Here is a 24,861-nt window from a genome sequence, read left to right as displayed (position 1 = left end):
CGCGCTTATTTGGCTGCAGCGAAGTCAGCGCGCAACTGGTCGATCAGCTTTTGCGGATCGGCCACACCCTTCTTCTTGACCTTCTCGATCCAGTCCTTCTCGATCGGTGCCAGCGTTTTCTTCATCTCGGCCACGACCGGCTCAGGCAGGACTTCCACCGTGCGACCGGCCTTGCGGATGGTGTCGAACGCAGCCTTGTCGCCCTTGGCGTAGGCGCGGCCGATGTTGCGCGCGAAAGCATCACCAGAGATTCGGGTGATCGCGTCGCGGTCGGCCTGGCTGAAGGACTTCCATTTGTCTTCGTTGATCCCCAGAACCAGGATGGTGTTGTAGATCGCACCGGGCACGATGGTGGCGTGCGGCACCAGGTCTGTGAGCTTGAAGGCCGGAATCGATTCGGGGGGCATGAAGGTGCCGTCGAGCACACCCGAGGACAAGAGCTCATAGGTCTCGCCCACCGGCTTGGAAACCGGCACCGCACCCAGCAGCGAGAGCGCCTGGGTGGAGCTGGCCTGGGGACTGCGAATCTTCAGGCCCTTGAAATCCGCCAGCGTCTTGATGGGCCGGACGCGGTTGAACAACTGACCGGGCGACACGACATAGACCGACAGCGGATGAACACCCTTGAGCTCATTGAAGGAGGCGAGGTTCTTGCGGTAGAAGCGATCCACCACCGGAGCGAGCCGCTCCGGGTCGTCCCCCATGAAGGGAAGCTGCGCCACTTCAAGAATGTCGAAACGGTTCGGTGTGTAGCCCGGGATGAACACCACCAGATCGGCCTGGCCGTCGCGCGCAACGTCGAACTGCGCGGGCACGGTGCCAACCACCTTGGGCAATGTATCGATCTTCACGCGGCCCTGCGTGATCTTCTCGACCTCGGCGATCCACGGCTCGATCACTTCCACGCGCATGGCCTGGCCTGCCGGCAACCAGTTGGAGTATTTGACGGTGGTGGTCTGCGCAGCGGCCGTGGTCGCGCCGAAGGCACAGCCAGCCACAGCGAGTGCGGCAACCAGTTGTCGTAGCAAGTGATGCATCGTCTGTCTCCTGATGAACGAAAAATAAGCAGAGAGGGTGAGAAAGGGAGCGCCGCTGATCAACTAATTAGACCGACGCGACGGTCTATAGTAAATGCGACCCGCTGGATCTTGCTTCGGGTTTACCCATAAGCTACGTGTTAGTTGGTGACGGCGGCGTTGCCTGTTGGACCACGCCTTGAGCCTGCAGTTTTCCGAAGGCTGCCTGGTTCACGCCCAGCAGCTCGCTCAGCACCTCTTCCGTGTGCTGGCCCAGCAACGGCGCAGCCCCCGGTGCGATGCGGCCCGAGCCCTGGAAATCCAGCGGTATTCCGGGCGCGAGCACGGAGCCCACGCCCGGTTGCTCGACACGCGCGAACATCGGATTGACCGGCGAGCACTCGGCATCGTTCAAGGCCAGCTCGTCAATGCCCTGGTAGCGGCTCCAGCAAACGCCGTGACCGTCGAAGGCCGATGCGACCTCAGTGAACCGGCGCGCAGCGATCCACGCACCCAACACCTGCGCAATCTCGCGCCGCGCAACAAACCGGTTGCCCTCTTGCGCAAGGTCCAGCCCCATGCGCGCGCCAATGGCGACGAACTGTTCGCCCAGCCCGGTGGCCTCCGCAATCGAACGCCACTGCTTGCCGGTCAGCCCCACCACCATCACGCGCACGCCATCGGCGCACACAAAGTCACGGCCCATCGCGCCGAAGAGATCGTTGCCATGACGCTGGCGCGGCTGGCCCAACTGCGCCTCGGTGATGAAACCCAGATGCGCCATGACGGCAAGCCCCACGTCCTTCAAGGCGAGCTTGATGTGTTGCCCCTGCCCCGTGCGGCTTCGATGCCGCTCTGCAGCGAGCAGTCCGACCGCCACCATCTGTCCGGTGATCAGGTCCCACGCCGGCAGCACGTGGTTGACGGGGGCTTCGCTGTCTTCGGCGCCGGTCATGAAAGGCACGCCCAGTTGTGCATTGACGGTGTAGTCCACACCCGAACCACCATGGCGGTCGCCCTGCAAGGTCAGCTGGATCAGGTCCGCACGTTTCGCGCGCAGCTTCTCGTAATCGAGCCAGCCGCGTGGCGGAAAGTTGGTCAGGAACAGGCCTGCGTCATCGCCCGGTGCGGTGATGAGCGCCATCGCGATCTCGCGGCCTTGGGGCGATGCGAGGTCGAGCACGACAGATCGCTTGGATTTGTTCAGGCCGGTCCAAAAGAGGCTGGTGTTGTCTTTGGTGACCGGCCAGCGGCGGTAGTCGAGTCCGCCTCCGACCGTGTCGATGCGGATGACGTCGGCGCCCATTTGGGCGAGGGTCATGCCGCCCAGGGGGGCTGCGACGAAGGCGCCGGCTTCGACGACGCGCATGCCGGCGAGGACGCCCTGCCCTGTCATGTGGATGCGCTCACCGGTGAGATGGATGCCGGGTCGTGGCCCGGCATGACAGCCTTTGTGGCGGGCGTAACGGCCACTGTGGCGGGCGCAGCCAAGGCGCGCTCCATCAAACTGCGCGCGACCACCTTCAATGCCAGCGTTTCTTCCGCGCCCTCGAAGATCGACAACACGCGCGCATCGACGAAGTAGCGGCTCACCGCTGTCTCTTCGGCGTAGCCCATGCCGCCGTGCAGCTGCAGGGCCTCACGCGTCACCAGTTCAGCAGAGCGGCAGGCCAGCAGCTTGACCAGGCTGGCCTCCATGCGGCCTTCGCCTTTGTCAACGAGACTCGCCACCGAGTACGCCAGTTGGCGGCACGTCGCCAGCCGCGCTGCCATGCGCGCGAGCTTGGCTTGCGTGAGCGCAAACGTCGCAAGCGGCGCACCGAACACCTTGCGATCTGCGCTGTAGCGGATGGCCGCGCGCAGAGCCGCTCGCATCACGCCGCACGCGCGAGCCGCTGTCTGCATGCGCCCGCCAACCATGCCTGCCATCGTCAGATAGAAGCCCTGGCCCAGGCCGGCTTCTCCACCGACGACATTGGCATCGGGCACGAAGAAGTTCTCGAAGTTCAAATCGAACGAATGCATGCCCCGATAGCCGATGGTGGGGATCGCGCGGCCGGTGAGCACGCCACCACCGTCCTGCTGCCGGTATTCGAACTCGTGCGTTTCATACGCTGGCTTTTCGACCAGCAGCAGGCTCAGGCCCTTGTGGCCGAGCGAGCGGTCCGCGTTCGTGCGCGTCACGACCATGAGCACGCCTGCCTTGCCTGCAAACGTGCACCAGGTCTTCGCACCATTGAGCAACCAGCCGCCCGGCGTCTTCGTGCCCTTGAGCGTGAGTCCTGCCACGTCGGAGCCATGGTCCGGCTCCGTGATCGCAATGGCGCACAGCGGCTCGCCGGCTGCGAGCTGGGGCAGCCAATGCGACTTCTGTTCTTCGGTACCGCCTGCGAGCAGCGCGCGGCTCAGGATTTCGGGACGCGTGATCAGGCTGCCAGCCGCAGCGAGCGAGCCTTCGGACAGGGCCTCGGTGACCACCACCATCAGCAGCGTGTCTTCACGGTCGTTCGGGCCGCTGCCGCCATATTGCTCGGGGATCGCCAGACCGAAGACGCCCATTTCGCGCAGGGGTTGCAGCAGGCTCTCGGGCACGGTGAGGTCGTGCCGGTGAATCTTCTCGGCCTGCGGTGCCACGACGTCCTGCGAGAACCGGCGAAACGCATCCTGTGCCATTGCATGGGGCTCGTCCAAGGCGGTTGGCCCGACTTCGCCATCGGAGCGCGCGACCTCCAGGCCCGCCGCCTGCAGTGCCTGCGCGCCGACCGCAGCGCGCCGCAGCGCGGACCAGGCCGCATCGTCACGCAAGGCGCGCAGCGGCGTGAGCGACAGGTCGACTTCAAGATAAATCGTCTCCAGCCGATCCAGCACGCTGGCAATTCCATCCGCAGCAAAAACGAGCGCGAGCCGCGACGCCAGCGTGGGCGAATCAGCGTCGATCGCGGCGACGCCCGTCTCTGCCGCGAGCAGGTCCGCGCCTGCCCATGCGAGCTCGAAACTCGCCACCTGCCGCTCATCGAGCTTGATGGCATCGAGCTTGCCCGCAGTGACGCAGCACTGCGCCAGCGCCGACGCGCCTGCGTCGAAAGCCTGCCTGAGCGACACCAGCAACCGCCGTGCTGTCGCCAACTGATCGTGTATCGCGTCCTGCATTCGAATCCTTGTTATCTCAAGCGGCGGCGGTCGTTGATTCCAGCGCCACCAGCGCCTTTCGTGCTGCTTCACGGCCGGTGTAGGCACAGGCCTGCGTGCCGCCGTCACCATACTCTTTCACCGCATCGCCCACATGCCAGAGGTTGGCCAGCGGTGTGTCCTGCGGCATGTCGAAACCGGCGCAGGAGCGCTGGGCCGGCCACTCGCCGCGCATCACGCGGACAGATAGCATCTTCGCATCTGCAAAGCCGGGGAACAGGTCGCGCAGGTCCTGCAGCGACTCCTCGATTTCCACCTTCTCGTCGAAATCGCCGATGGCAGGACGGGGCACCGCATAGGCGACGTACATGTACCAGCCCTCTGGGGCGAGTTCGGGGCAGGTCGCAGTGAGTTCGCCCATGTTGCACAGGCGACGCGTCTTGCCGAAGGTGATCAGGCCCGGCACGTCGAGCAGGCGCTTTTGCGTGGCGAAGTTGATGACGATGTTGGCAGCAGGACGCGGTTGCGTGCGCGCCCTGGCGATGTACTCTTCGCCGAATGCCTCTGCGCCGGGGAGCGCCACCGTGGCGCTCGGGCCGATGTTGCTGATCACGACGCCCGCTTCCACGCGCTCAGTGACGCCATTGCGCACGATATCCAGCGCGGTGACGCGGCCATCCTGCGTGTGCAGTGCGGCAACCGAGGCACCCGTCCAGATCTGTCCGCCCTTGCTGCGGATGCCGCCCGCCAGGTCGTCCCAGATGCCCACCGTGCCGCGCGGGCAAAAGCCGAAACGCTTGAACGCGCCCTTGATCGCGAAGTAGGTCAGGAAGGCGCGCGCGGGCAGCTCTTCGGAGTTCACCGCAAAGATGGCAGCGCACAGGTTGCGAAAGATCGCATGTACCGTCTCGTTGCTGGTGTACTGCTCCAGCCACTGCTTGGTCGTCATCTTTTCTTCGGGCAGTTCGCCACCCGAGCGCGCATCAGAAAACTTCGCGCCGATTTTCGCCGCCTGTTTGGTGAAGGTGCCGAGCAACATGCCCCAGCCGCCCTTGGCCACGTTGATGACCTTGCCGTCGATGTAGAACACCGTGGCCGGGCTGGGTTCGCGGATGTCGAGCGGAACGCCCAGCAGGTCGAAGGTTTCCTCGAACACACCGCCGCGCTCGATGGCGATGGCGCCTATGTTCACGGTGAATCCGTCGATCTGCTCACTGGAAGCTCGTCCACCCACGCGGTCGAGCCGCTCGGCCACCAGCACGGTCTTGCCAGCCGCGATGAGGCGGGCCGCGGCGCTCAGGCCACCTGCACCGGCACCGATGACGACGGCGTCATAGCGGCTGGGTGCGGCATTGTTTGAAGAGGTCATGAATCGGTCTCCTGTCGGTTTCTTGAAATGGGTTGGCGTGTCTGGAAAGAAGTGCGCTCAAAAAGACGCCCGCGCCTTGACGCCGACGTGGCCCGCCGCATCAGCCGTCCACAGGCTGGCTCCGGCTTCATCGGGGATGCCGCAGATCGTCAATTCATCAGTGTCGAATGCAGGTCGTTGCGCACGGAATTCAAATGCGCTTGGCCGCACGTCAGGTCGTTGGCGGTGCACGAGGTCCAGCAGCAAGGTCGCCAGCAAGGGTCCATGCACGACCAGCGCCGGATAGAACTCGGCCTGCGTCGCGTAGTCGCGGTCGTAGTGAATGCGGTGGCCGTTGTAGGTCAGCGCGGAATAGCGAAACAGCAAGGCGTGGTCCGCGTGCCACGATCGCGCCCAGCTTGCGGACGCAGCAGCAAGCTCACCCGGGGGCAAGGGCGCGGCCGCCGTGGGCGCTTGCCGATAGACCAGGTTCTGCTCTTCGACTAGACACGCCTGGCCGTCCTGCGCGAACTCATGCGAGAGCGTGACGAACACCAGCGGCCCGGCCTTGCCCTGCTTCAGCTCGACGTTGCGCACTGTCGATGTCTTCGTCGCGCCACGTCCGATGACCAGCGGCGCCAGCGACTTCAGCTTGCCCGCTGCCCACATGCGGCGCGGCAGCGGCACCGGTGGCAGGAAGCCTCCGCGGGCGGGGTGTCCATCCACCCCGGTCGCTGCACGCGCGGGCGTGTCGAGAAAGTACATCCATTGCCACGCGAGCGGCAACGCATCGCCCTCTCGCGGGACCGAATCGCGATCCAGCAACCCCGCGAGCGCGCGAACCGGAAATGTGTCGAGCACGTCGTGGCGTGTTTCGCTCTTGCCGATCCAGCCTCGCAGGTGGTCGATGTCGAGCTCGTGTGCTGAAGCTTGGGAAGAAATGTTCATCGCTGCGTCTCGGGTGTCACCAGCGGCAGGCCAAGCGCCGCACGCCGCACCAGCCACGGGCTGGGCCGATAGCGCGGATCACCTGTGGCCTCTTGCTGCGCACGAAGAATGGAAAGAATGCGACTCGCGCCGATCTGGTCGCCCCACGCAAGCGGCCCGCGCGGATAGCCCAGGCCCAGCGGCACCGCATCTTCGAGATCGGCCACGCTCGCGATACCGCGCTGCACGATGTTGCAGGCGATGTTGACGATGGTCGCCATCACCCGCTGCGCGATGAAGCCTGCGCTGTCATTAATGAGCGTCACAGGCACGCCGTCGCTTGCGAACAGGGCCAGTGCAGCATCTCGTGCGTGCGCAGTGGTCGTTGCCGTGAGCATCACCGTGCGGCGCAGCGCAAACGGTGTCATCGGATCGATAGCCACGCAGCGCGATGCTTCCAGGCCCAAAGCAAGAGCCCTCGTCGTGGCGTCATGGCCCCAGGGCTGGACGACGGCCAGGTCTGCGTTCGATGAATCGGCAACGATTTGCGCGCCTGCAGCCGCAGCCATGTCACGCAATGCGACTAGGCCCGATGCTTCAGGGTCGATCCAGACCTGTAGCCCTGCGGCAAGCGCCGGCTTCTCCCGTGCCTGCGCAGCGAGTTTCCTGCCGTCGCTGTCATAGCGGTACCAGCCCTCGCCGCTCTTGCGCCCGAAGAGCCCCGCAGCCACACGCGGGGCCACCAGCGATGAAGGACGAAAACGCGGCTCGTGCTGGAACTGCTCGTAGATCGAGGCCATCACTTTGGACGACACATCGAGTCCCGTCAGGTCCAGCAACTCGAACGGCCCCATGCGAAAGCCCATCGCGTCGCGCATCACGTCATCGACATCCGACGGGCCAGCGACCTGCTCCTCCACCACGCGAAGGCCCTCGGTATACAGACCGCGTCCGGCGTGATTGATGAGAAAACCCGGTTGGTCGGCTGTCACGACTGCGCGATGTCCCGCGGATTCAGTGATGGCCTTGAGCGTTGCAACCGTCTGCGCAGACGTGCGCACCGAAGCGATCACCTCGGCCACTTTCATCAGCGGCACCGGGTTGAAAAAGTGAAGCCCCGCCACATTCTGTGGCCGCGCACAGGCAGCGGCGATTTCGGCAACGGTGAGCGATGAGGTGTTGCTGGCGAGGATCGCGTTGTCGCTCACGACGGCTTCAAGCTCGCGGAACAATTGGCGCTTGATCTCCAGGTCTTCGACGATGGCTTCCACCACCACGTCGCAGTCAGCGAGCTGCAACACCGCATCGCAAGCGTGCATGCGGCCCTGGATCTGGAGAAACTGCTCTGCGGTGATGCGGCCCTTGTCCACACCGCGACCGATCATGCCGGCCACATAGTCAATGGCCTTGGCCGAGGCCCCGGACTGCGCATCGAAGCAGTGCACACGATGGCCCGCCTGCGCAAAGAGCTGCACGATGCCACGGCCCATGGTGCCTGCGCCGACCACGCCGATGGTCAGGTTGCGAATGTCGCTCATAGTCCGTTGAACTGGGGTTTGCGTTTATCGAGGAAGGCACGCATGCCTTCGGTTTTGTCAGCGGTGTCAAACAGCAGCAGGAACTCGCGGTTCTCCAGCGCGAGCGCTGCATCGAGCGGCAAGTCCGCGCCCTGCTTCAACACACGCTTGGTCGCAGCGACGGCCTTGGGCGGCATGCGCGCTGCCTTGCGCGCGAGTTCGAGGGCACGCGCCAACACCTGACCTTCGGGTGCCAGATCAGCGACGAGACCCAGCTGGTGTGCGCGTTCACCGGTGATCGCCTCGCCGGTCATCAGCATCAGGCTGGCCACCTGCTTGCCCAGGGTGCGAATGAGCCGCTGCGTGCCGCCTGCACCGGGCATGATCCCGACGCCGAGTTCCGGCTGACCGAACCGCGCCGTGGCATCGGCCACGATGAAATCGCACATCAGCGCCAGCTCGCATCCTGCGCCCAGCGCAAAGCCGCTCACCGCCGCAATCACCGGCTTGCGGCTTGTGGCAACCGGCGCCCAATACTGGCCGAGGTCGATATCGGCAACGGCTTGCGAGCCCTTGTCCACGAGCAGGTTCAAGTCCGCGCCCGCAGCGAAAACCGTGTCGCTTCCGGTGACGACGATGCACTTGATGGCGGCGTCTGCTTCCAGCTGGGCAAATGCGGCAGCGATCGCGCCACGCATCGTGAGGTCCAGCGCATTGCGCTTGTCGGGGCGGTTGAGGGTGACGATGCCGACCGCGCCGTCGCGCTGCACCAGGACCGGCGCTGCAATGCCTTCGCTGATGGCCACGCTCACTTCTTGCCTCCGGCAGCGACAGCAACAAAATCTGCAACACGCTTGTGGGTGAATGCATCGAAGCCTTCGCGGAAATCAGGCCCGGTCAGCAGTACAGCCTGATCGTCTTGCTCACGCTTCAATTCCGCAGCGAGTGAAGCCGATGGTTCGTTCAACCGCTGCTTCATGCGCGCGAATGCATCACCGGGAAGCAGCGCCAGCGCAGCCGCCTTCACCAGCGCTTCTTCCATGACTTGCGCATCGGCCACCAGCGTGTCTGCAAGACCGATGCGCAGCGCCTCTTCGCCCGTCACCGTCTCGCCGCTGGTCAGGATGCGCCTTGCAACACCGATCCCTACGCGCCGGGGCAAAGTGAGCAACTGGCCCCAGTCGGGCGTGAGTCCCAGCTTCAGGAACGGAAAGATGATTTTGGAGCCCGGCCCCACGACGATGTGATCGCCCAGCAGTGCCAGCCCCACCGCCGCGCCTGCCGCGAAGCCCTCCACAGCACTCACCACCGGAATCCCTGCATTCGCAACAAGCCCGCACAGCCGATGAATGTGCTGCATGCGGTCCCGCGCACCCTGCTCTGTCAAACCGCCCATGCTCGCGACATCGCCGCCAGCCGAGAACACACCCTGCACGCCACCCAGAACCAGCGCACGGGTCTGGCCGTCCGCGAGCAGTGCAGGTATCGCGTCGATGAAACCCTGGCGCACGTCGTAGTCGATCGCATTGCGCTTGTCAGGACGGTTGATGCGAAGGCGTGCAACGTGCGGCGCAGGCCGGTCGAGCAGGACGACAGGTTCGGCCATGGCGTCAGGCCCCTTCCAGGCCGACGATGGAAACCGAACACACATTCTGCGAAGGCTGTCCGCCCAGGTTATGCGTGAGGCCGATCGTGGGATTAGACAACTGGCGCGAGTCCGCGCGCCCCTGCAGCTGCAGATACATCTCATACAACATGCGGATGCCGCTCGCGCCAATCGGATGGCCGAAGCACTTCAAGCCGCCGTCGATCTGGCAAGGGATGCGGCCTTCGGCGTCGAAGTCGCCGTTGAGCACATCCTGCACGCCGTGGCCGACCTCGGACAGGAACAGGTCTTCCATCGTCACCAGTTCGGTGATTGAAAAGCAGTCGTGCACTTCGGTCATGCTGACCTGCTCGCGCGGGTTCGTGATGCCTGCTTCGGCATAGGCGCGTTTGGCCGCAATGCGTGTCGTGTGCACATAGCTGCCGTCCCACTCGCTGGATTGCAGCTCCCAGCCGTTGGAGACAGCGAGCTGCAAGGCCTTGAAGGTGACCAGGTCGCGCTTGCCCATCGCCCTGGCGATATCGGGGCGCGTCACGATGACGGCGGCCGCGCCGTCGGACACGCCCGCGCAATCGAACAGGCCCAGCGGCTGCGCAATGATCGGCGCCTTGAGCACCGTCTCTTCGCTCACGGCCTTCTGGAAATGCGCCTTGGGGTTCTTCGCGCCGTTGGCGTGGCTCTTGACCGACACGTGCGCAATCGCACGCTTGAGCAATGCCGCATCCACGCCGTGCCGCGCCCGATAGGCGGTAGCCAGTTGCGCGAAGTTGGCTGGAGCGACCGCATTCGGATACCACTGCGGGATGTAGGTGCCGACGGTGGAAACCGGCAAGCCGCCGTAGCCCGTGTCCTTCAACTTTTCCACGCCCAGCGCTATCGCGATATCGCATGCGCCTGCAGCGACTGCATACACAGCAGCGCGGATTGCTTCGGAGCCACCCGCGCAGAAGTTCTCCACCCGCGTGACGCCGATGTTGGGCAGCCGCAGCGCAATGCTCATCGGCGTGCCGCCGCGTCCCGTGCCCACATCATCCATGTGCGTGGAAAACCACGCCGCGTCGAGCTGGTCGGGTGTGATGCCTGCGTCCTGCATCGCTTCGTTGTATGCCTCGAGCATGAGGTCTTCGGGGCTCGCGTCCCAGCGTTCGCCGAACTTGCTGCAGCCCATGCCGAGAATGGCGACCTTGTCCTTGATGCCTTGTGCCATGGTGCTGTTCCTTTACTTCGTTGACTGCACTGTGGCGCCGCGTGCGGGCGTCGCCTTCCAGAAATACCGCGTGAAGCCCCGGCGCTCGTCGGTGTCCTTGATGCGAAACACCATCTCCATGGAAGTGCCTGTGTCCACTTCGCCAACATCGATGTCGGTGAAATCCATGAGGATGCGGCCGCCGCCTTCAAAGTCGATCTGGCCGTAGTGATGCGGTGGCGCGGGGTGATAGGACAGCGTCTCTGCCGACCAGCTCAACACCTTCGCCGCGCGGTCGGCCAGCTTGTAGGGCCGTTGCGTGTCCTGCAGCGGCTTGCCCTGGTCGTACGACAGGCGCGACGGTGGAAAGTGCACGCTGCCCGTGACCTCGCACTTGCCCGCGACCAGCCCTTCGAGCGCGCCGCGATGACGCCACGCAGTGGAGAGCGCTGTCTTCTTGTCCTGCTCGCCGCGCATGCCGCGTTCGAATGCGAGCTGGCCCTTGAACGAGAGGAACTTGGTGTAGCTGCGCTCTTCGCGGCCCCTTGCGATCCACTCGCTGACGCCGCGGGCGGGCTTGAACGACGCAATGGCATCGGTCACACGGAAAACGAGCGCCTGCGCGCCGCTGCCGAACTGGGCCAGCAGGATGTGCTCGCCGGGCTTCGCACGCTCCAGCACATGCGCCAGCACGAGCAGGCCGTGCGGCAGCCCGCTGTCTCCGATCTGAGCTGTGAGCATGTCCACGACCGCTTCGGCGCGTATGCCGCAGGCCCTGGCCAGTTGCGCATCCATCTTCGCGAATGCCGATGGAAAGATGAAGTGGTCGATCTTGGTAGCAGCCACATCGGCTTGCCTGAGCGCCGCCTCGATGGCGCGAGGGGCGAGCTTGCTGATGCCTTCGTCGCGCACCCAGCGCTCTTCCCAGTGATAGTCGACCTCTTCGCCCGAAGCGCGGAAGTGATCGATGAAGTCTGCGGACACCGTTCCGGCCCCCAGGTATTCGGCCAGCACCACGCCGCTGCCGATCAGCAGGGCCGCCGATGCGTCGCCGTACTCCAGTTCCTGCGAGCTGCCCGCACGCGTCTTGCGGTTGTCCGACGCGAGCACGAGCGCATCGCCGCCACCGGCCTTGACGCGCGCCACGGCCTGCGTGACGGCCGACAAGGCAGCGCGCTGCGAGCCACCCATGTCGATGGTCTCGATGTCTTCATCCAGGGTGAGCGCGCCGGCCACAACGCCCGCGTTCAGGCGCTCGGCAAAGGGAAGCGTGTCGGATGCGAGGTAAACCGTGCGCACATGGCTGCGGTCCGGGCCAGCGCCCAGGCAATCGCGCGCAGCGGCGACGGCCAGGGTGATGCTGTCCTCGTCCCAGTTCGCCATCGAGCGCGTGCCCCTGGCCTTGCCGAACTGCGGTGCGTACCAGGCATTGGCCTGCGCGACGGCCTCGCGCGCCAGTCGCAGGCGCGGCACGTAGCCGCCGTATGCGGTGATTCCGATCATGAAGATGTCTTTCGTTTGGAAGCGGCGCCCAGGTGCGCCTCTAGAAATTGCCCGGCGGATGCCATGGCTTGCCGTGCCTCATGCAGCTCGGCGGGAAACTGCTGGAACACATGAATCATTGCGGGCCAGACCTCGCACCTTGCATTCGCGCCCGCTTCACGGGCCTTGCGCGCAAACGCCTCGGAGTCGCTCAGCACGGTTTCGCAGTCGCCCACCTGCAGCAGCATCGGCGGCAAGCCGCGAAGCTGGGCCGGGGCGGCCATCAGCGGCGAGACGAGCGGGTCAGTGGCATCGCCGGTCTTGCCCAGGTAGTTGCGTGCCATCGCCAGGATCATCGGACGCTGGTGGATGGGGTCTTGTGCGGCACGTGTCTGGTAGCTCTCGCCTGAAGCCGTGAGGTCTGTCCACGCGGACATCAGCAATGCGGCTGCGGGCAGGTCCTGCTGCTTTTCCTGCAGCGCCAGCATCGTGGACAGCGCAAGCCCACCCCCGGCCGAATCTCCCGCCAGCGCGATATCGCGCGGACGAAAGCCGTGGGCCTGGAGCCAGTGCCAGACGGCGAGCGTGTCTTCCAGCGCGGCCGGGTAGCGGTGTTCTGGCGCGAGGCGATAGGCGACGCCCAGCACGCGCACGCCAGCGGCTGCGGACAGCTCGGCCATCAGCTCGCGATGCGATGCGAGCGAGCCGACCTGGAATCCGCCGCCGTGCAGGTACATGATGGCCTTGTCGGTGCGCGCGCCCGGGGCGGTGATCCATTGGCACGCGACACCTGCGCATTCGATGGGCTCGACCGACGCATCGCCTGTCGCATTGAACAGGTGGTCCCAATCCGCGCGCATCTGCGCCACGGTGGTGTCACGCCGCCAGCTGCCGTAGACAGCTTTCACACGCGCGACGACCGATTCGACGGCCGGGTGGTCGCTCATGCGCCACAACCCATGCCGCCGGAGACGCCGATCGCCTCGCCGGTAATGAAGCCTGCCGCCTCCGAGGCAAGAAACGCCACGGTTGCCGCGACCTCTTCGGGCGTGCCCAATCGCCCTGCGAGCGTCGCGCCGGTCATCGCAGCCAGCAGCTTGTCGCCGCCGTGCTCGACAGCCTGGCGCAAGAGCGGCGTGTCGATCGGGCCCGGGGCGATGACGTTGGCTGTGATGCCCTTGCCACCGTTTTCACGGGCAATCGATCGAGTGAATGCGATCACGCCGCCCTTGGCGGCTGCGTACACCGCACCCCCGCGCGAGCCGAGCCGACCCGCCTCGGAGGCGACATTGATGATGCGTCCGTAGCCCGCCGCCTGCATCGCCGGTAATGCAGCATGGGTGGTGTTGAGCACGGACTCGAGATTGATGGACAGCAGCCTGCGCCAATCGGCTGGCGTGGTCCTGGTGAAGAACGCGTGTTGATCGACGCCTGCGTTGTTGACGAGGATGTCGAACGGACCGTGCTCGCGCACCGCCGCACCGACCGCATCGAAATCGGCAACGTCCAGCGTGATGGCAATCCCGCCGACTTCCGCGGCGAGCTGCTTGGCGAGTTCGCCTTGCAGGTCCGCGATGGCGACCACAGCGCCGTCGGCAGCCAGGCGTCGCGCGATCGCAGCGCCTATGCCGCTCGCGCCACCTGTAACCAGGGCGCGTCGGCCCTGCAGTCCATGGCCCGATGCCGTTGTCATTCAGCGCCCCGTGAAGCGCGGCGCGCGCTTTTCGATGACTGCGGTCAAGCCTTCAAGCGCATCTGTCATGCCGCACAGCATCGCCTGCGTGCTGTTTTCTTCGGGCATCGCGGCTTCGACGCCTTGCCCGATGCCGCTCCACAGCAATCGCTTGGTGTTGGCCAACGCAGCGGGCGCGCCCTGCGCGAGTTGCCGCGCGAGCGCCCATGCTTCGTCTTCGAGGCTGGCATCCGGCACCACCCGCGTGACCAGTCCCATCGCCTTCGCCTCGGGGGCGGTGATGACGGGGTTGAGCATGAGAATCTCAGTCGCCTTGCGCAAGCCCACCAGCTGGGTCAGCGTGACCGACACACCCGCATCGGGCACCATCGCCACCCGCGTTGCGCCAGCCAGGAACTTGCTCGACTCCGCAGCGATGACAAAGTCGGACGAGCACACCAGGCCCATGCCGCCGCCGCCCGCCGCGAAGCCCTGCACCGCCGACACCACCGGCGGGTTCATCCGAATCAGCAGCGAAGCAACCAGCTGCAAATACGAAGTCGCCACGCGGATGTAGTCAGGCAACTGCTCGCCCTTGGAAAGGAAGGTGTGCACATCGCCGCCCGCGCAGAAGTTCTTGCCGGCGCCGGTGATCAGCACCGCGCGCACACGGCCGTCACCGTGCACCTGCATCAGCACTTCGTGCAATGCCTTGAGCAGTTCGATGTTCAGGCCGTTGGCAGACTCGGCTCGGTTCAGGCGCACATGCGCAACGCTGCCGTCGTGCAAGGTCAGCAGCACGGGGCCTTCGCCCTGCAGCACCTCGGGCTGGTTGGTGGAATCGTTCAAGCGCGTCCCCTTTGTAATTTGCTTTGTGGCGTTGTCAGATCAGGAAGGCCAGCGAATACATGGCGGTCGAGTTGTTGATCAGCACGACAGTCTTGCGCGCCATGCGCAGGCCGTCCGCATCGCGGCGCAGCAGGTATTCGTTGCGCGAGGCCCAGACGAAGTCGCCACGCGTTTGTGATTCGCACACCATCGCGTTGGCTGTGACCAGAATCTCGTCGCCCTCTTCGCGCAGCACCTCGATGTTGGAGACCAGGCGGCGCAGCCTTGACCGCGGTGTCTGGCTGAACCGCTTGCCCGTATGGAACTGGCGGATGCGCAGTGCGATGCGCGAGCGGTTGTCGTAAATGATGGACATGACCTTTTCAGGATCGCCGCCGTCACCGTTGGCCGGCACCCAGTACACGCCATCATCGGTCCAGAGCGACTCCCATGCGTCGTATTCGTGGTCGTCCTGCAACCGCGCTTCGCGGTAGATGAATTGCGTGACGTCTTCGAGCGTCGCGCGCTGTTCGGGGGTCATTGGCATGACGCTGCCTCCATCAATACGCGGTAGTGCCGCCAGATGCCACGCGACGGTGTTTCGTCCGTCGCGTCGCCGATGCGAAAACCATCGGCATCCAGGCGCTCGCGGTGTCGCCCCCTGCCCAGGTACAGCCACTCGGGGTTCTGGTACTGCACGCCGAGTTGGGTGCGTTCGTACATCTCTGCGTCGTCGGCCAGCAGGAAGCCGGCCGGGCCGACCGAGCCCATGGTCTGCTGGCGCAAGCGGCGGTTGAGGTCCGGTGCGCCCTTGAATTGAAGCGCGGTCACATGCTGCACCGTCTCGTTCACCGAGAGCGGCTGGATCACGAAGATCTGGATCTCTGCGATGAAGAGATTGGGAAAGATCATGATGTGCGGCGTGCCGTCGATCATGATCTTGCGCGCCTTCTCGTTGCCGTACGCGGCGTTCATCTTTGCGGTGTATTCGGGCAACTTGTCGGCGGTCGTGCCGAACCAGCTCATGGGTTCGTCACGCTTTCGAAACTCGGGACGCAGGTCGTTTTCGGTGTGGCCGTTGCCGAAGTCTCGCGACACGGCCGTCGAATCACTGCTGTAGAGCGATCCGATGCCGCTTTGCGCCACTTCAAAAATCGAGGCATGAACGAACGACGGGTGATAGCCGTCAGTTTCGTTTTCGACCAGGAACTTCCAGTTGGACTTGACCTTGTGCTTGAGGAAACCGGCCGTGATCTCGACCTCGCCTTCGGGTGAGGTCTCGCACAGGGCGTCGATGGACTTCATCGCAGCGCCCAGGTGCTGTTCGAGCGTCGGTCCTTCGGCGGCCATGGACGCGAACACAAAGCCGCGATAGCTCTGCACGCGCGCCACCCGGCCCAGGCCCAGCTTGGAGCGATCCGCGCCTTCGTAGCCCGAGGGGAACGGATAGCCCTTGAGCGTGCCGTCGTTGGCGAAAGTCCAGCCGTGGTACGGGCAGGTGAAGGAGCGCGCGTTGCCGTGGTCTGTCACGCAGACGCGGTTGCCGCGGTGCGGGCAACGGTTGTGCAAGAGGTGGATGCCGCCGTCTTTCACGCGGGTCATGATCACCGGCTCGGGGCCGATGGACTTCATCACATAGTCGTTGGCATTGGGCACCTCGCTCTCGTGGCCGACGTACACCCAGGTGCGAAACCAGATGGCTTCGAGTTCGGCCTGGTAGATGGCCGGGTCGGTGTAGAGCGAGCCGTGCACGTGGTCGTGCTGCACCAGCTGGTCCCAGCGCGGCGCGGCTGCTGCGCTGCGCACAGGAACGATAGGGATCACCGTCCCGGTGGCGGGTGAGGTTGAGCAGTTGTCCAAGAAGACCTCCAGAAATCAGCGCAAAGCAGGTTGTTTGCGGTCCGTGTTGATGCAATAATAGTCCGACGAGACGGACTATGTCAACCTGCCTTTCCGCTTTTTTTCAGAGGAACAACCCGCATGCCTACCGTTGTATTCATTGACCATGAAGGAGCCGCCACCCGCGTCGAAGCCCCGCTCGGCAAGAGCCTGATGCAAGTGGCCGTCGACAACGGCGTCACCGGCATCCTGGGCGACTGCGGCGGCTCTTGCAGTTGCGCGACTTGCCATGGGTATGTGGATGAGGCCTTTGTGGGCCTGTTGGCGCCCCGAAGCGAGTCCGAGACGTTCATGCTGGAAGGGGTGCCCGAGCTGAAAGACAACAGCCGCCTGTGCTGCCAGATCCGCATGCAACCGCAACTCGACGGGATCGTGGTGAGGTTGCCGGCAGAACAGGTTTAGGGCTGCGCCGCCGCTCTTTCTCCGCTTGTCATGCCGGACTCGATCCGGCATCCACCGCGCAGCGGCTAAGGCCGTCGAAAGTCATGGGTTGCGGATCGAGTCCGCAATGACAGCCTCTCTTTGGATGTCATGCCGGACTCGATCCGGCATCCACCGCGCAGCAGCTAGGGCCGCCGAAAGTCATGGGTTGCGGATCAAGTCCGCAATGACAGCCTCACGGGCCGTCGCAGCCAGGTGCGTCATGCGGGCTTCACCAGCGGCCGGCGATGCCCGACCGTTCGCGGCTCTATCCCCGGCAACATGCGCCAGTCCTTGCCGAAATCGGCCAGGGGATGCGTGGGCATCGGCGTCTCGTTTTCGATGCCCGACAGGCGTTTCGCGTATTCATCGAGATACCCGCTGCGCCGCTCCGGCGTCGTGTAGTGGATCGACCAGGCCGCAAACGGCGCCAGCACATCGAAGCCCGCATACGCGAGTGTTCCGTGCTGCAAGTGCCAGAGGTTGATGTCCAGGTGCGCGAGCAAGCCATCGGGCTCGACCATCTCCGGGTAGCACGCGGTGGTGATGCTCACCATCGCCCGCTTGCCTTTCATGCCGCCAGCATCGAAACGGCGTCCACTGCCATACACCAGCCCATTGACGAACACGCGATCGATCCAGCCCTTCATGATCGCGGGCGTCGAGAACCACCACAGCGGGAACTGCAGGATCAGCATGTCGCAGGCCTGCAGCTTGTCGATTTCCTGCTGGATATCGTCGCTGAAGGCGTGATGCGCGGTCGCGTGTTTTTGTTCGCGGTCGTATTGCAGCGCGTCGGGAAAACGGCGCTCGGTGAAATCCTGCGCACTGGCAACCGGGTTGAAACCCATGGCGTAGAGATCGGAGACTTCGACCTGATGGCCGGCGGCCTGAAGTGCACCCACGGCGCGATCCTTGAGCGCCCTGCCGAAGGACATTGGCTCGGGATGGGCAAAGACGATCAGAACATTCATCTGGCGAACTCCTGGAGGGTGGTCAATCCTATAATCATAAACCGACCCGTCGGATTATTAATAGACCCGAGGACGATTCATGCTTGTCTCCCGCGCCCGATCCTTTCTGTTCCTCCCCGCTGATCGCCTGGACCGTTTGTCCAAGGCCCTGGGCAGTGGCGCACATATCGTCATTGTCGATCTGGAAGACGGCGTCGGCGCCAATGCGAAGACGGCCGCACGCACTGCCCTTGCCGACGCGCACGGCGCGCTCAGCCCCGCAGACGGCTCGCGGGTTGCGGTTCGGATCAACGGCTTCGGCACCGAGTGGCACGAGGCGGATATCGCGTTGCTGCGCTCGCTCGCGCGCACCGGCCTCGCGGCTGCGATGGTGCCCAAGGCAGAGTCTGTGTCACAACTTCGCGAGTTAGGGGAAGCACTGGGCGTGCCACTGTTGCCCATCATTGAATCGGCGGAAGGACTTGCTGCGCTGGAGTTGATTGCGCGCGCACCGGGCGTGTCGCGGCTGGCATTCGGCCACCTGGACTTCCAGGCTGATCTCGCCATGCATTGCGGACCGGATGAACGCGAACTCGATTCGGTTCGACTCGCCTTCGTGCTGGCCTCTCGCCGGGCGGGACTGGCGGCGCCTATCGATGGCGTGACCCAGGCGTTGCACGATGACGCGCGCCTCGTTGCAGATGCCGAGCGCAGCAGGCGTTTCGGCTTCGGCGGAAAGCTTTGCATTCATCCGCGGCAGGTGGTTGCCGTCAATGCGGCGCTGGGTCCGGCTGCATCAGAGGTCGAGTGGGCCAATCGCCTGCTTGCAGCGAGCGCGGCGGCCGGGCCGGGGCAAGGCGCGTTTGCCTTTGAAGGGACGATGGCCGATGCGCCTGTGCTGCAACGCGCGCGGCAGATACTGGAAGAGATCACGCCTTTGCCACGCTGCGCAGGCACTGCATCAACTGCTGCGTGATTCGCGTCGGAGGCCGTCCCCGCACCGTGATGAGCCCCACCGGCGGAAGCTCGACCGGCACCGGTAGTTTCAATACCGCGAACATGCCTTGCTGCTCGAAGTGAGTCCCGACCGATTGCGCCACAAAGGCTACCGCATCGCGCTGCTGCACAAAGGTGCTGATGGCCAGAAACGACGCCGTTTCGATCACGTCAACCGGCGGCTGCAGCTTGTGCTTGTAGAACTGCTGCTCGAGCTTCACGCGCAGGGACGCCCAGGGCGGAGGCAGCACGCAGGGCATCGCGGCCAGGTCGGCCCAGGTCACGCGCGACCTCTTGCCTGAGAGCGGATGACCGGCTCTCACCACCGCCACCATCGGCTCGTTGAACAGCTTCTCGGTGACCAGGTCCGGCGCCGCATACCCCGGCTCCAGACGCCCCACGAACAAGTCGATTTCGCCGAGCCGCAGCTTCGGCAAAAGCCGCGTGAGATCGCCCTCTTCGACCAGCACCGTCGCTTCCGGCGCGCCCTTTTTGAGCAGGGTCACGGCAGGCGTCAGCACCGTCGGCAGCGACACGACCATCGACCCGACGCGGGTTCGACCGGCGGCGCCGCTCTCCAGCGAGGCGATCTCGTCGCGCGTGCGCTCGTAGTCGGCCAGCACCGATCTTGCAAAGCGGATCAGGGAGACCCCAGCGGCTGTCGGCTCCGTGCCGCGCGTGGATCGCTCGAACAAGATCACTTCGAGCATGCTCTCGACTTCGGTCAGCATCTTGGACACGGCAGGCTGGCTGACCGACATGAACTCTGCCGTGCGCCCCACGTGTCGGAACTGGTCCAGCGCCACCAGCAGTTGCAGGTGTCGCAGCTTGATGTTGGAACGCAGGACGCGGTCGATGGCGGGCATGGTTTCATCATAACCAGAAGCTCATGAAGTGATTCCATTGATTGATTGGATTGTTATGGCGTCATCGCGAACAATCTGCAGTTCCACCCCGTGAGGAAGACAAATGCACTTCGACCAAAAGAACCCGACATCCCTGATCTCCCGCCGCAGCCTGCTCATCGGCGGCACCGCCACCGCAGCCAGCGTGCTCGTGCCTTCGCTCTCGTTCGCCGCCGAGACATCGGCTTATCCGGAGCGTCCGATCACCTTCATCTGCCCCTGGCCCGCAGGCGGTACCGCCGACCAGTCGATGCGCGCGATCTGCCAGGTGGCAGCCGGCGTGCTCAAGCAACCCATCGCAGTGGACAACAAGGCTGGCGCGGCCGGCATGATCGGCGCCAAGGCCATCGCGAGCGCAAAGCCCGACGGCTACACCATCGGCCAGATCCCGATTTCGGTCACGCGCTTTTCGCAGCTCGGCACGCTGCAGGCCGACCCGCGCAAGGATTTCACCTACCTCGCGCGCACCTCGGGCCAGACCTTCGGCATCGCCGTGCTGCCGACCTCGAAGTTCGCCACTCTCAAGGACATGGTCGCATTCGCCAAGGCCAATCCCGGCAAGGTGACCTATGCGCACGCCGGTGTCGGCGGTGCTACGCACGTGGGCATGGAAGAGTTCGCGATCGCCGCTGGCATCCAGCTGAACGCCATCGCCTACAAGGGCGGCGCTCAGGCCCTGCAGGACACGCTGGGCGGCCAGGTGGACATGCTCGCCGACTCCAGCTCGTGGGCACCGCACGTCGAAGGCGGCAAGCTGCGCCTGCTGGCAACCTGGGGCGAACAGCGCACGCCGCGTTTCAAGGACACGCCCACCCTCAAGGAACTGGGCTTCAAGGTGGTCGTCGATGCACCCAACGGCATCGGCGCGCCCAAGGGCCTGGACCCTGTCGTCGAAAAGAAGCTGCGCGATGCTTTCCGCTTCGCAGTCAACAGCAGCGAGTTCAAGGCGGTCGCTGACCGCATCGACGCGCCCCTGATGTACCTGGACGGCCCCGACTACCAGAAGTACGTCAACACCGTCTACACCCGCGAGACCCAGCTGATCGAGCGCCTGAAGCTCAAGGAAATGCTCCAGAAGGGCTGATCTTTCATGACGCCCAGTCCCCTCATCCGCCTGCACGCCAACGACAACGTCCTGGTTGCGAGATCGCCGCTGGCCCTGGGGCAGGACTTGCCCGAGTTCGGCGTGCGCGTGCGTGCGCAGGTGCCCGCCGGCCACAAGATCGCTGCGAGCCGCATCGCGCAGGGTGAGCGGGTGCGCAAGTACGACACCGTCATCGGCGTCGCGGCGCGCGACATCGAAGCGGGCGAATATGTGCACACACACAACCTGGCGATGATCGAGTTCGACCGCGATCCGGCCTTCGGGCAGGACGTGAGGCCGGTGGACTATGTGGCCGATGCGGACCGCGCGCACTTCATGGGCTACGTGCGAGAAGACGGCCGCGTCGGCACACGCAACTTCATCGGCATCCTGTCATCGGTGAACTGCTCGTCGACGGTCATCAATCGCATTGCGGCGCACTTCACGCCCGAGCGACTCGCCGCCTATCCGAATGTCGATGGCGTCGCGGCATTCGCGCAGACGAGCGGCTGCGGCATGTCGTCGCCCAGCGAACACTTCGACGTGCTGCGCCGGACCATCGCAGGCTATGCGCGTCACCCCAACATGGCGGGCGTGCTGCTGGTCGGCCTGGGTTGCGAGCGCAACCAGGTCGCGGGCCTCGTCGAGTCGCAGGGCCTTCAAGCCGGCCGGCTGATGCGCACGATGGTGATGCAGGAAGTCGGCGGCACGCGCGTGACCATCGAAGCGGGCATCAAGGCTGTCGAAGAAATGCTACCGATCGCCAACAGCTACCAGCGCCAGCGCGTGCCTGCATCCCACATCAAGATCGGCCTGGAGTGCGGTGGCTCGGATGGCTTCTCGGGCATCACGGCCAACCCTGCGCTGGGCGCTGCAATGGACATACTGGTGCGCCACGGCGGCACCGCCATCCTGTCGGAGACACCCGAGATCCACGGCGTCGAATACATGCTCACGCGCCGCGCCATCACGCCCGAGGTCGGACAGAAACTGCTGGACCGGCTGACCTGGTGGGAGAACTACACACGCGGCCACAACGGCCAGTTCAATGGCGTGGTCGGGCCGGGCAACCAGGCCGGCGGGCTTGCCAACATCTTCGAGAAATCGCTGGGCTCGGCAATGAAGGGCGGCACGACGCCGCTGCAGGCTGTGTATGAATACGCGGAGCCGATCGACAAGGCGGGCTTTGTGTTCATGGACTCGCCGGGGTATGACCCGGTGGCCTGCACCGGACAGATCGCCAGTGGGGCCAACCTGATCTGCTTTACGACCGGTCGCGGCTCCATGTTCGGATCCAAGCCGGCCCCGACCATCAAGCTGGCCAGCAATTCGGTGATGTACCGCAAGCTGGAAGAAGACATGGATGTGAACTGTGGTGCCATCCTCGATGGCGAGGTGGACGTGCCGCAGATGGGGCAGCGGATCTTCGAGGCGATCCTGCGGCACGCATCGGGCGAGCCGACCAAGAGCGAGGCTCTGGGGCTGGGCGATCACGAGTTCGTGCCCTGGCATCTGGGGATTGTCAGCTGAACGATTGCCGCTGAAGACATGGATGCCGGATCGAGTCTGGCATGACAAACAATGATGCTCAACACACTCCAACGCGCGCAATTGCTGCGCACACAGAACTTCATCGCGGGGGAGTGGCAAGACGCCCTTTCCTCTTCGCTCGCCCCCGCGCTGCTCGACGTCACCGACCCTGCAACATTGCAGACGATCGCGCGAGTGGCCGACAGCGGCGCGGGCGACGCCCGGGCTGCCGTCGATGCGGCGCACGCGGCCTTTCCCGCATGGCGTGACAGGAGCGGGCGCGAGCGCGCGCAACTGCTCAAGCGCTGGCATGCCCTCATCCTGGAGAACCGCGACGACCTGGCGCTCATCATTTCGAGCGAGCAAGGCAAGCCGCTGGCCGAAGCACGCGGCGAGGTGCTGTACGGCGCGTCGTACGTCGAGTGGTTCGCCGAGGAAGCGACGCGCACGCACGGCGACATCATTCCCGAGCCGGTACGCGGCAAGAAACTGATGGCGGTGAAAGAACCGGTTGGCGTTGTTGCTGCGATTACGCCGTGGAACTTTCCGCTCGCGATGATCGCGCGCAAGATCGCGCCGGCACTGGCTGCGGGCTGCACCGTTGTCGCCAAGCCGGCAGAAGACACACCGCTCACTGCGGCGGCCCTGGTGATGCTGGCGCAGGAAGCGGGCTTTCCCGCAGGCACCCTGAACCTGGTCTGTGCCTCGCGCGAGCACACGCCCGAAGTCGTTGACGTGTGGCTGGCTGATTCGCGTGTGCGCAAGATCACCTTTACCGGCTCCACCCCGGTGGGCAAGCATCTCGCCCGCGAATCGGCAGGCACGCTCAAGAAGCTGTCGCTTGAACTCGGAGGCAACGCGCCGTTCATCGTCTTCGAAGATGCCGACCTCGATGCAGCGGTCGAGGGCTTGATGGTGTCGAAGTTTCGCAATGGCGGCCAGACCTGCGTGTGCCCCAATCGCGTGTTCGTCCACACCGCCGTGCACGACCGTTTCGTGGACAAGCTGGCCACCCGCGTCGCCGCGCTGCATGTCGGCCCTGCGAGCGACGAACGTTCGCAGATCGGGCCGATGATCAATGAACGCGCGGTTGACAAGATCGACCGCCACGTGCGCGATGCAGTCGCACGCGGCGCCCGCGTGGCGACCGGCGGCCGCCGCCTGTCATCGCCCGATGTCAGCGGCGCAGGCCACTACTACGCACCCACGGTGCTGGTCGACGCACACACATCGATGGCGCTGGCGCAGGAAGAAACCTTCGGCCCGGTCGTGCCGGTGTTCCGCTTCTCTTCGGAAGACGAAGCGGTGCGCCTGGCCAACGACACACCATTCGGCCTGGCCTCCTACTTCTACACACGCGATGCCTCGCGCATCTGGCGTGTGGCAGACCAGCTGGAAGCCGGTATCGTCGGCATCAACGAAGGCGCGCTGGCTGCCGAGGCCGCACCCTTCGGTGGCGTCAAGGAATCCGGCTACGGCCGCGAGGGTTCGCGCGACGGTCTGGAGGACTACATGCATGTGAAATATCTTTGCCAGGGAGGACTGCGATGAGCTCGCAAAACACATTCAAGGCCGCGCTTGCGGCCAGGCAGCCGCAGATCGGTCTGTGGCTGTCCATGGCTGAGCCTTACCTGGCAGAAGTCAGCGCGACGGCCGGTTTCGACTGGCTGCTCATCGACGGTGAGCACGCGCCTAACGACATCCGCACGACGCTCGCGGCATTGCAGGCCGTGGCTCCCTATCGTGCGCAACCGGTGGTGCGCGTCGTCTCGGGCGAAGTCCATCTCATCAAGCAACTGCTGGATATCGGCGCGCACAACCTGCTGGTGCCCATGGTAGAGACGGCCGAGCAGGCGCGGCTGCTGGTGAGTGCGACGCAGTATCCGCCGCTTGGCATTCGCGGCGTGGGCAGCGCCGTGGGCCGCGCATCGCGCTGGAGCGCGCGCACCGACTATCTGGACAACGCCGACGGCGAAGTCTGCCTGCTGGTGCAAGCCGAGACCGTGACTGCGCTGAAGAACCTGGAAGCGATCTGCGCGGTCGATGGTGTGCACGGCGTCTTCATCGGCCCGGCCGACCTCGCTGCGTCCATGGGCTACCGGGGCCGCCCTGGCCATCCCGAGGTGCAGGCGGCGATCGAGCAGGCGATGAAGACCATCATTGCTTCGGGCAAGGCGGCGGGCACGCTCACCTCAGACCCGAAACTCGCGCGCCGCTACCTCGACCTTGGCTGCACCTTTGTTGCAACCGGCGTCGACATCCTGTTGTTCGCCAACGCTGCCCGCAAGCTCGCAGCCGAGTTCTTGCCGCCGGATGCAGGCACAGGGACGCCGACCTCAGCCGCGCCGTCGGCGGCATACTGA

At 64.8% G+C, this 24,861-nt stretch carries 23 protein-coding genes; 6 read left to right on the top strand and 17 right to left on the bottom strand.

Annotation, left to right across the window (positions count from 1 at the left end):
- Positions 1-5: 5 nt before the first annotated feature.
- The 15 genes from AQ12_RS12945 to AQ12_RS12875 form a co-directional block, all read right to left on the bottom strand.
- Complete coding sequence (locus tag AQ12_RS12945; protein ID WP_048440324.1) at positions 6-1,037, bottom strand: TRAP transporter substrate-binding protein; 1,032 nt, start codon at positions 1,035-1,037, stop codon at positions 6-8.
- A 133-nt stretch (positions 1,038-1,170) separates the two neighbouring features.
- On the bottom strand, positions 1,171-2,412 hold the full coding sequence (locus AQ12_RS12940) for a CoA transferase (RefSeq protein ID WP_048440323.1): 1,242 nt from the start codon (positions 2,410-2,412) through the stop codon (positions 1,171-1,173).
- Positions 2,409-4,166, bottom strand: coding sequence for an acyl-CoA dehydrogenase family protein (locus AQ12_RS12935; RefSeq protein WP_082151575.1), 1,758 nt, complete (start codon positions 4,164-4,166; stop codon positions 2,409-2,411). The genes AQ12_RS12940 and AQ12_RS12935 overlap by 4 nt, the downstream gene beginning before the upstream one ends.
- Before the next feature lie 16 nt (positions 4,167-4,182).
- A complete protein-coding gene (locus tag AQ12_RS12930) occupies positions 4,183-5,514 on the bottom strand; it encodes an NAD(P)/FAD-dependent oxidoreductase (RefSeq protein ID WP_048440322.1) in 1,332 nt (443 codons plus the stop codon).
- A gap of 57 nt (positions 5,515-5,571) precedes the next feature.
- Positions 5,572-6,441 carry an acyl-CoA dehydrogenase gene (locus AQ12_RS12925; RefSeq protein WP_048440321.1) on the bottom strand — a complete coding sequence of 290 codons (870 nt, stop codon included), beginning with the start codon at positions 6,439-6,441 and terminating at the stop codon, positions 5,572-5,574.
- Positions 6,438-7,958 carry a 3-hydroxyacyl-CoA dehydrogenase gene (locus AQ12_RS12920; RefSeq protein WP_048440320.1) on the bottom strand — a complete coding sequence of 507 codons (1,521 nt, stop codon included), beginning with the start codon at positions 7,956-7,958 and terminating at the stop codon, positions 6,438-6,440. Before AQ12_RS12920 ends, AQ12_RS12925 begins: the two co-directional genes overlap by 4 nt.
- Complete coding sequence (locus AQ12_RS12915) at positions 7,955-8,749, bottom strand: enoyl-CoA hydratase-related protein (RefSeq protein ID WP_048440319.1); 795 nt, start codon at positions 8,747-8,749, stop codon at positions 7,955-7,957. Before AQ12_RS12915 ends, AQ12_RS12920 begins: the two co-directional genes overlap by 4 nt.
- On the bottom strand, positions 8,746-9,543 hold the full coding sequence (locus AQ12_RS12910; RefSeq protein ID WP_048440318.1) for an enoyl-CoA hydratase/isomerase family protein: 798 nt from the start codon (positions 9,541-9,543) through the stop codon (positions 8,746-8,748). The genes AQ12_RS12915 and AQ12_RS12910 overlap by 4 nt, the downstream gene beginning before the upstream one ends.
- Positions 9,544-9,547: 4 nt before the next feature.
- A complete protein-coding gene (locus tag AQ12_RS12905) occupies positions 9,548-10,750 on the bottom strand; it encodes an acetyl-CoA acetyltransferase (RefSeq protein WP_048440317.1) in 1,203 nt (400 codons plus the stop codon).
- Between the two features lie 12 nt (positions 10,751-10,762).
- The gene (locus tag AQ12_RS12900; protein WP_048440316.1) at positions 10,763-12,232 is read right to left on the bottom strand and encodes a hydroxymethylglutaryl-CoA synthase family protein; all 1,470 of its coding nucleotides are present in this window, start codon (positions 12,230-12,232) and stop codon (positions 10,763-10,765) included.
- On the bottom strand, positions 12,229-13,158 hold the full coding sequence (locus tag AQ12_RS12895; protein WP_048440367.1) for an alpha/beta hydrolase: 930 nt from the start codon (positions 13,156-13,158) through the stop codon (positions 12,229-12,231). The genes AQ12_RS12900 and AQ12_RS12895 overlap by 4 nt, the downstream gene beginning before the upstream one ends.
- A complete protein-coding gene (locus tag AQ12_RS12890) occupies positions 13,155-13,904 on the bottom strand; it encodes an SDR family NAD(P)-dependent oxidoreductase (RefSeq protein WP_048440315.1) in 750 nt (249 codons plus the stop codon). Before AQ12_RS12890 ends, AQ12_RS12895 begins: the two co-directional genes overlap by 4 nt.
- Positions 13,905-14,732 carry an enoyl-CoA hydratase/isomerase family protein gene (locus tag AQ12_RS12885; RefSeq protein ID WP_048440314.1) on the bottom strand — a complete coding sequence of 276 codons (828 nt, stop codon included), beginning with the start codon at positions 14,730-14,732 and terminating at the stop codon, positions 13,905-13,907.
- 34 nt (positions 14,733-14,766) lie between these two features.
- Positions 14,767-15,258 (bottom strand): aromatic-ring-hydroxylating dioxygenase subunit beta, encoded by a 492-nt coding sequence (locus AQ12_RS12880; protein ID WP_048440313.1) that lies wholly within the window; start codon positions 15,256-15,258, stop codon positions 14,767-14,769.
- Complete coding sequence (locus AQ12_RS12875) at positions 15,249-16,571, bottom strand: Rieske 2Fe-2S domain-containing protein (RefSeq protein ID WP_238587715.1); 1,323 nt, start codon at positions 16,569-16,571, stop codon at positions 15,249-15,251. The genes AQ12_RS12880 and AQ12_RS12875 overlap by 10 nt, the downstream gene beginning before the upstream one ends.
- A 120-nt stretch (positions 16,572-16,691) precedes the next feature.
- Here AQ12_RS12875 and AQ12_RS12870 point away from each other — a divergent pair, with 120 nt between their 5' ends.
- The gene (locus AQ12_RS12870) at positions 16,692-17,012 is read left to right on the top strand and encodes a 2Fe-2S iron-sulfur cluster-binding protein (protein WP_048440312.1); all 321 of its coding nucleotides are present in this window, start codon (positions 16,692-16,694) and stop codon (positions 17,010-17,012) included.
- Positions 17,013-17,251: 239 nt separating this feature from the next.
- Here the strand turns inward: AQ12_RS12870 and AQ12_RS12865 are convergent, their stop codons facing one another.
- Positions 17,252-18,004 carry an NAD(P)H-dependent oxidoreductase gene (locus AQ12_RS12865; protein WP_048440311.1) on the bottom strand — a complete coding sequence of 251 codons (753 nt, stop codon included), beginning with the start codon at positions 18,002-18,004 and terminating at the stop codon, positions 17,252-17,254.
- A gap of 79 nt (positions 18,005-18,083) precedes the next feature.
- Between AQ12_RS12865 and AQ12_RS12860 the strand changes: the two genes are divergently transcribed.
- A complete protein-coding gene (locus AQ12_RS12860) occupies positions 18,084-18,959 on the top strand; it encodes a CoA ester lyase (RefSeq protein WP_048440310.1) in 876 nt (291 codons plus the stop codon).
- Here AQ12_RS12860 and AQ12_RS12855 read toward each other — a convergent pair.
- A complete protein-coding gene (locus AQ12_RS12855) occupies positions 18,913-19,845 on the bottom strand; it encodes a LysR substrate-binding domain-containing protein (protein WP_048440309.1) in 933 nt (310 codons plus the stop codon). The genes AQ12_RS12860 and AQ12_RS12855 overlap by 47 nt on opposite strands.
- Before the next feature lie 103 nt (positions 19,846-19,948).
- Here AQ12_RS12855 and AQ12_RS12850 point away from each other — a divergent pair, with 103 nt between their 5' ends.
- The 4 genes from AQ12_RS12850 to hpaI are packed head-to-tail and all read left to right on the top strand — an operon-like array spanning position 19,949 to position 24,861.
- Positions 19,949-20,968: a tripartite tricarboxylate transporter substrate binding protein gene (locus tag AQ12_RS12850; RefSeq protein ID WP_048440308.1), complete on the top strand. Its 1,020-nt coding sequence runs from the start codon at positions 19,949-19,951 to the stop codon at positions 20,966-20,968.
- A gap of 6 nt (positions 20,969-20,974) precedes the next feature.
- Positions 20,975-22,498 carry a UxaA family hydrolase gene (locus tag AQ12_RS12845; RefSeq protein WP_048440307.1) on the top strand — a complete coding sequence of 508 codons (1,524 nt, stop codon included), beginning with the start codon at positions 20,975-20,977 and terminating at the stop codon, positions 22,496-22,498.
- Between the two features lie 54 nt (positions 22,499-22,552).
- The gene (locus tag AQ12_RS12840) at positions 22,553-24,049 is read left to right on the top strand and encodes an NAD-dependent succinate-semialdehyde dehydrogenase (protein WP_048440365.1); all 1,497 of its coding nucleotides are present in this window, start codon (positions 22,553-22,555) and stop codon (positions 24,047-24,049) included.
- Positions 24,046-24,861: a 4-hydroxy-2-oxoheptanedioate aldolase gene (gene hpaI, locus AQ12_RS12835; protein WP_048440306.1), complete on the top strand. Its 816-nt coding sequence runs from the start codon at positions 24,046-24,048 to the stop codon at positions 24,859-24,861. Before AQ12_RS12840 ends, hpaI begins: the two co-directional genes overlap by 4 nt.

Origin of the sequence: Caenimonas sp. SL110 (assembly GCF_001044395.1) — a bacterium.
Classification (GTDB): domain Bacteria; phylum Pseudomonadota; class Gammaproteobacteria; order Burkholderiales; family Burkholderiaceae_C; genus Ramlibacter.
This window is presented reverse-complemented; position numbering and strand designations above follow the sequence as displayed.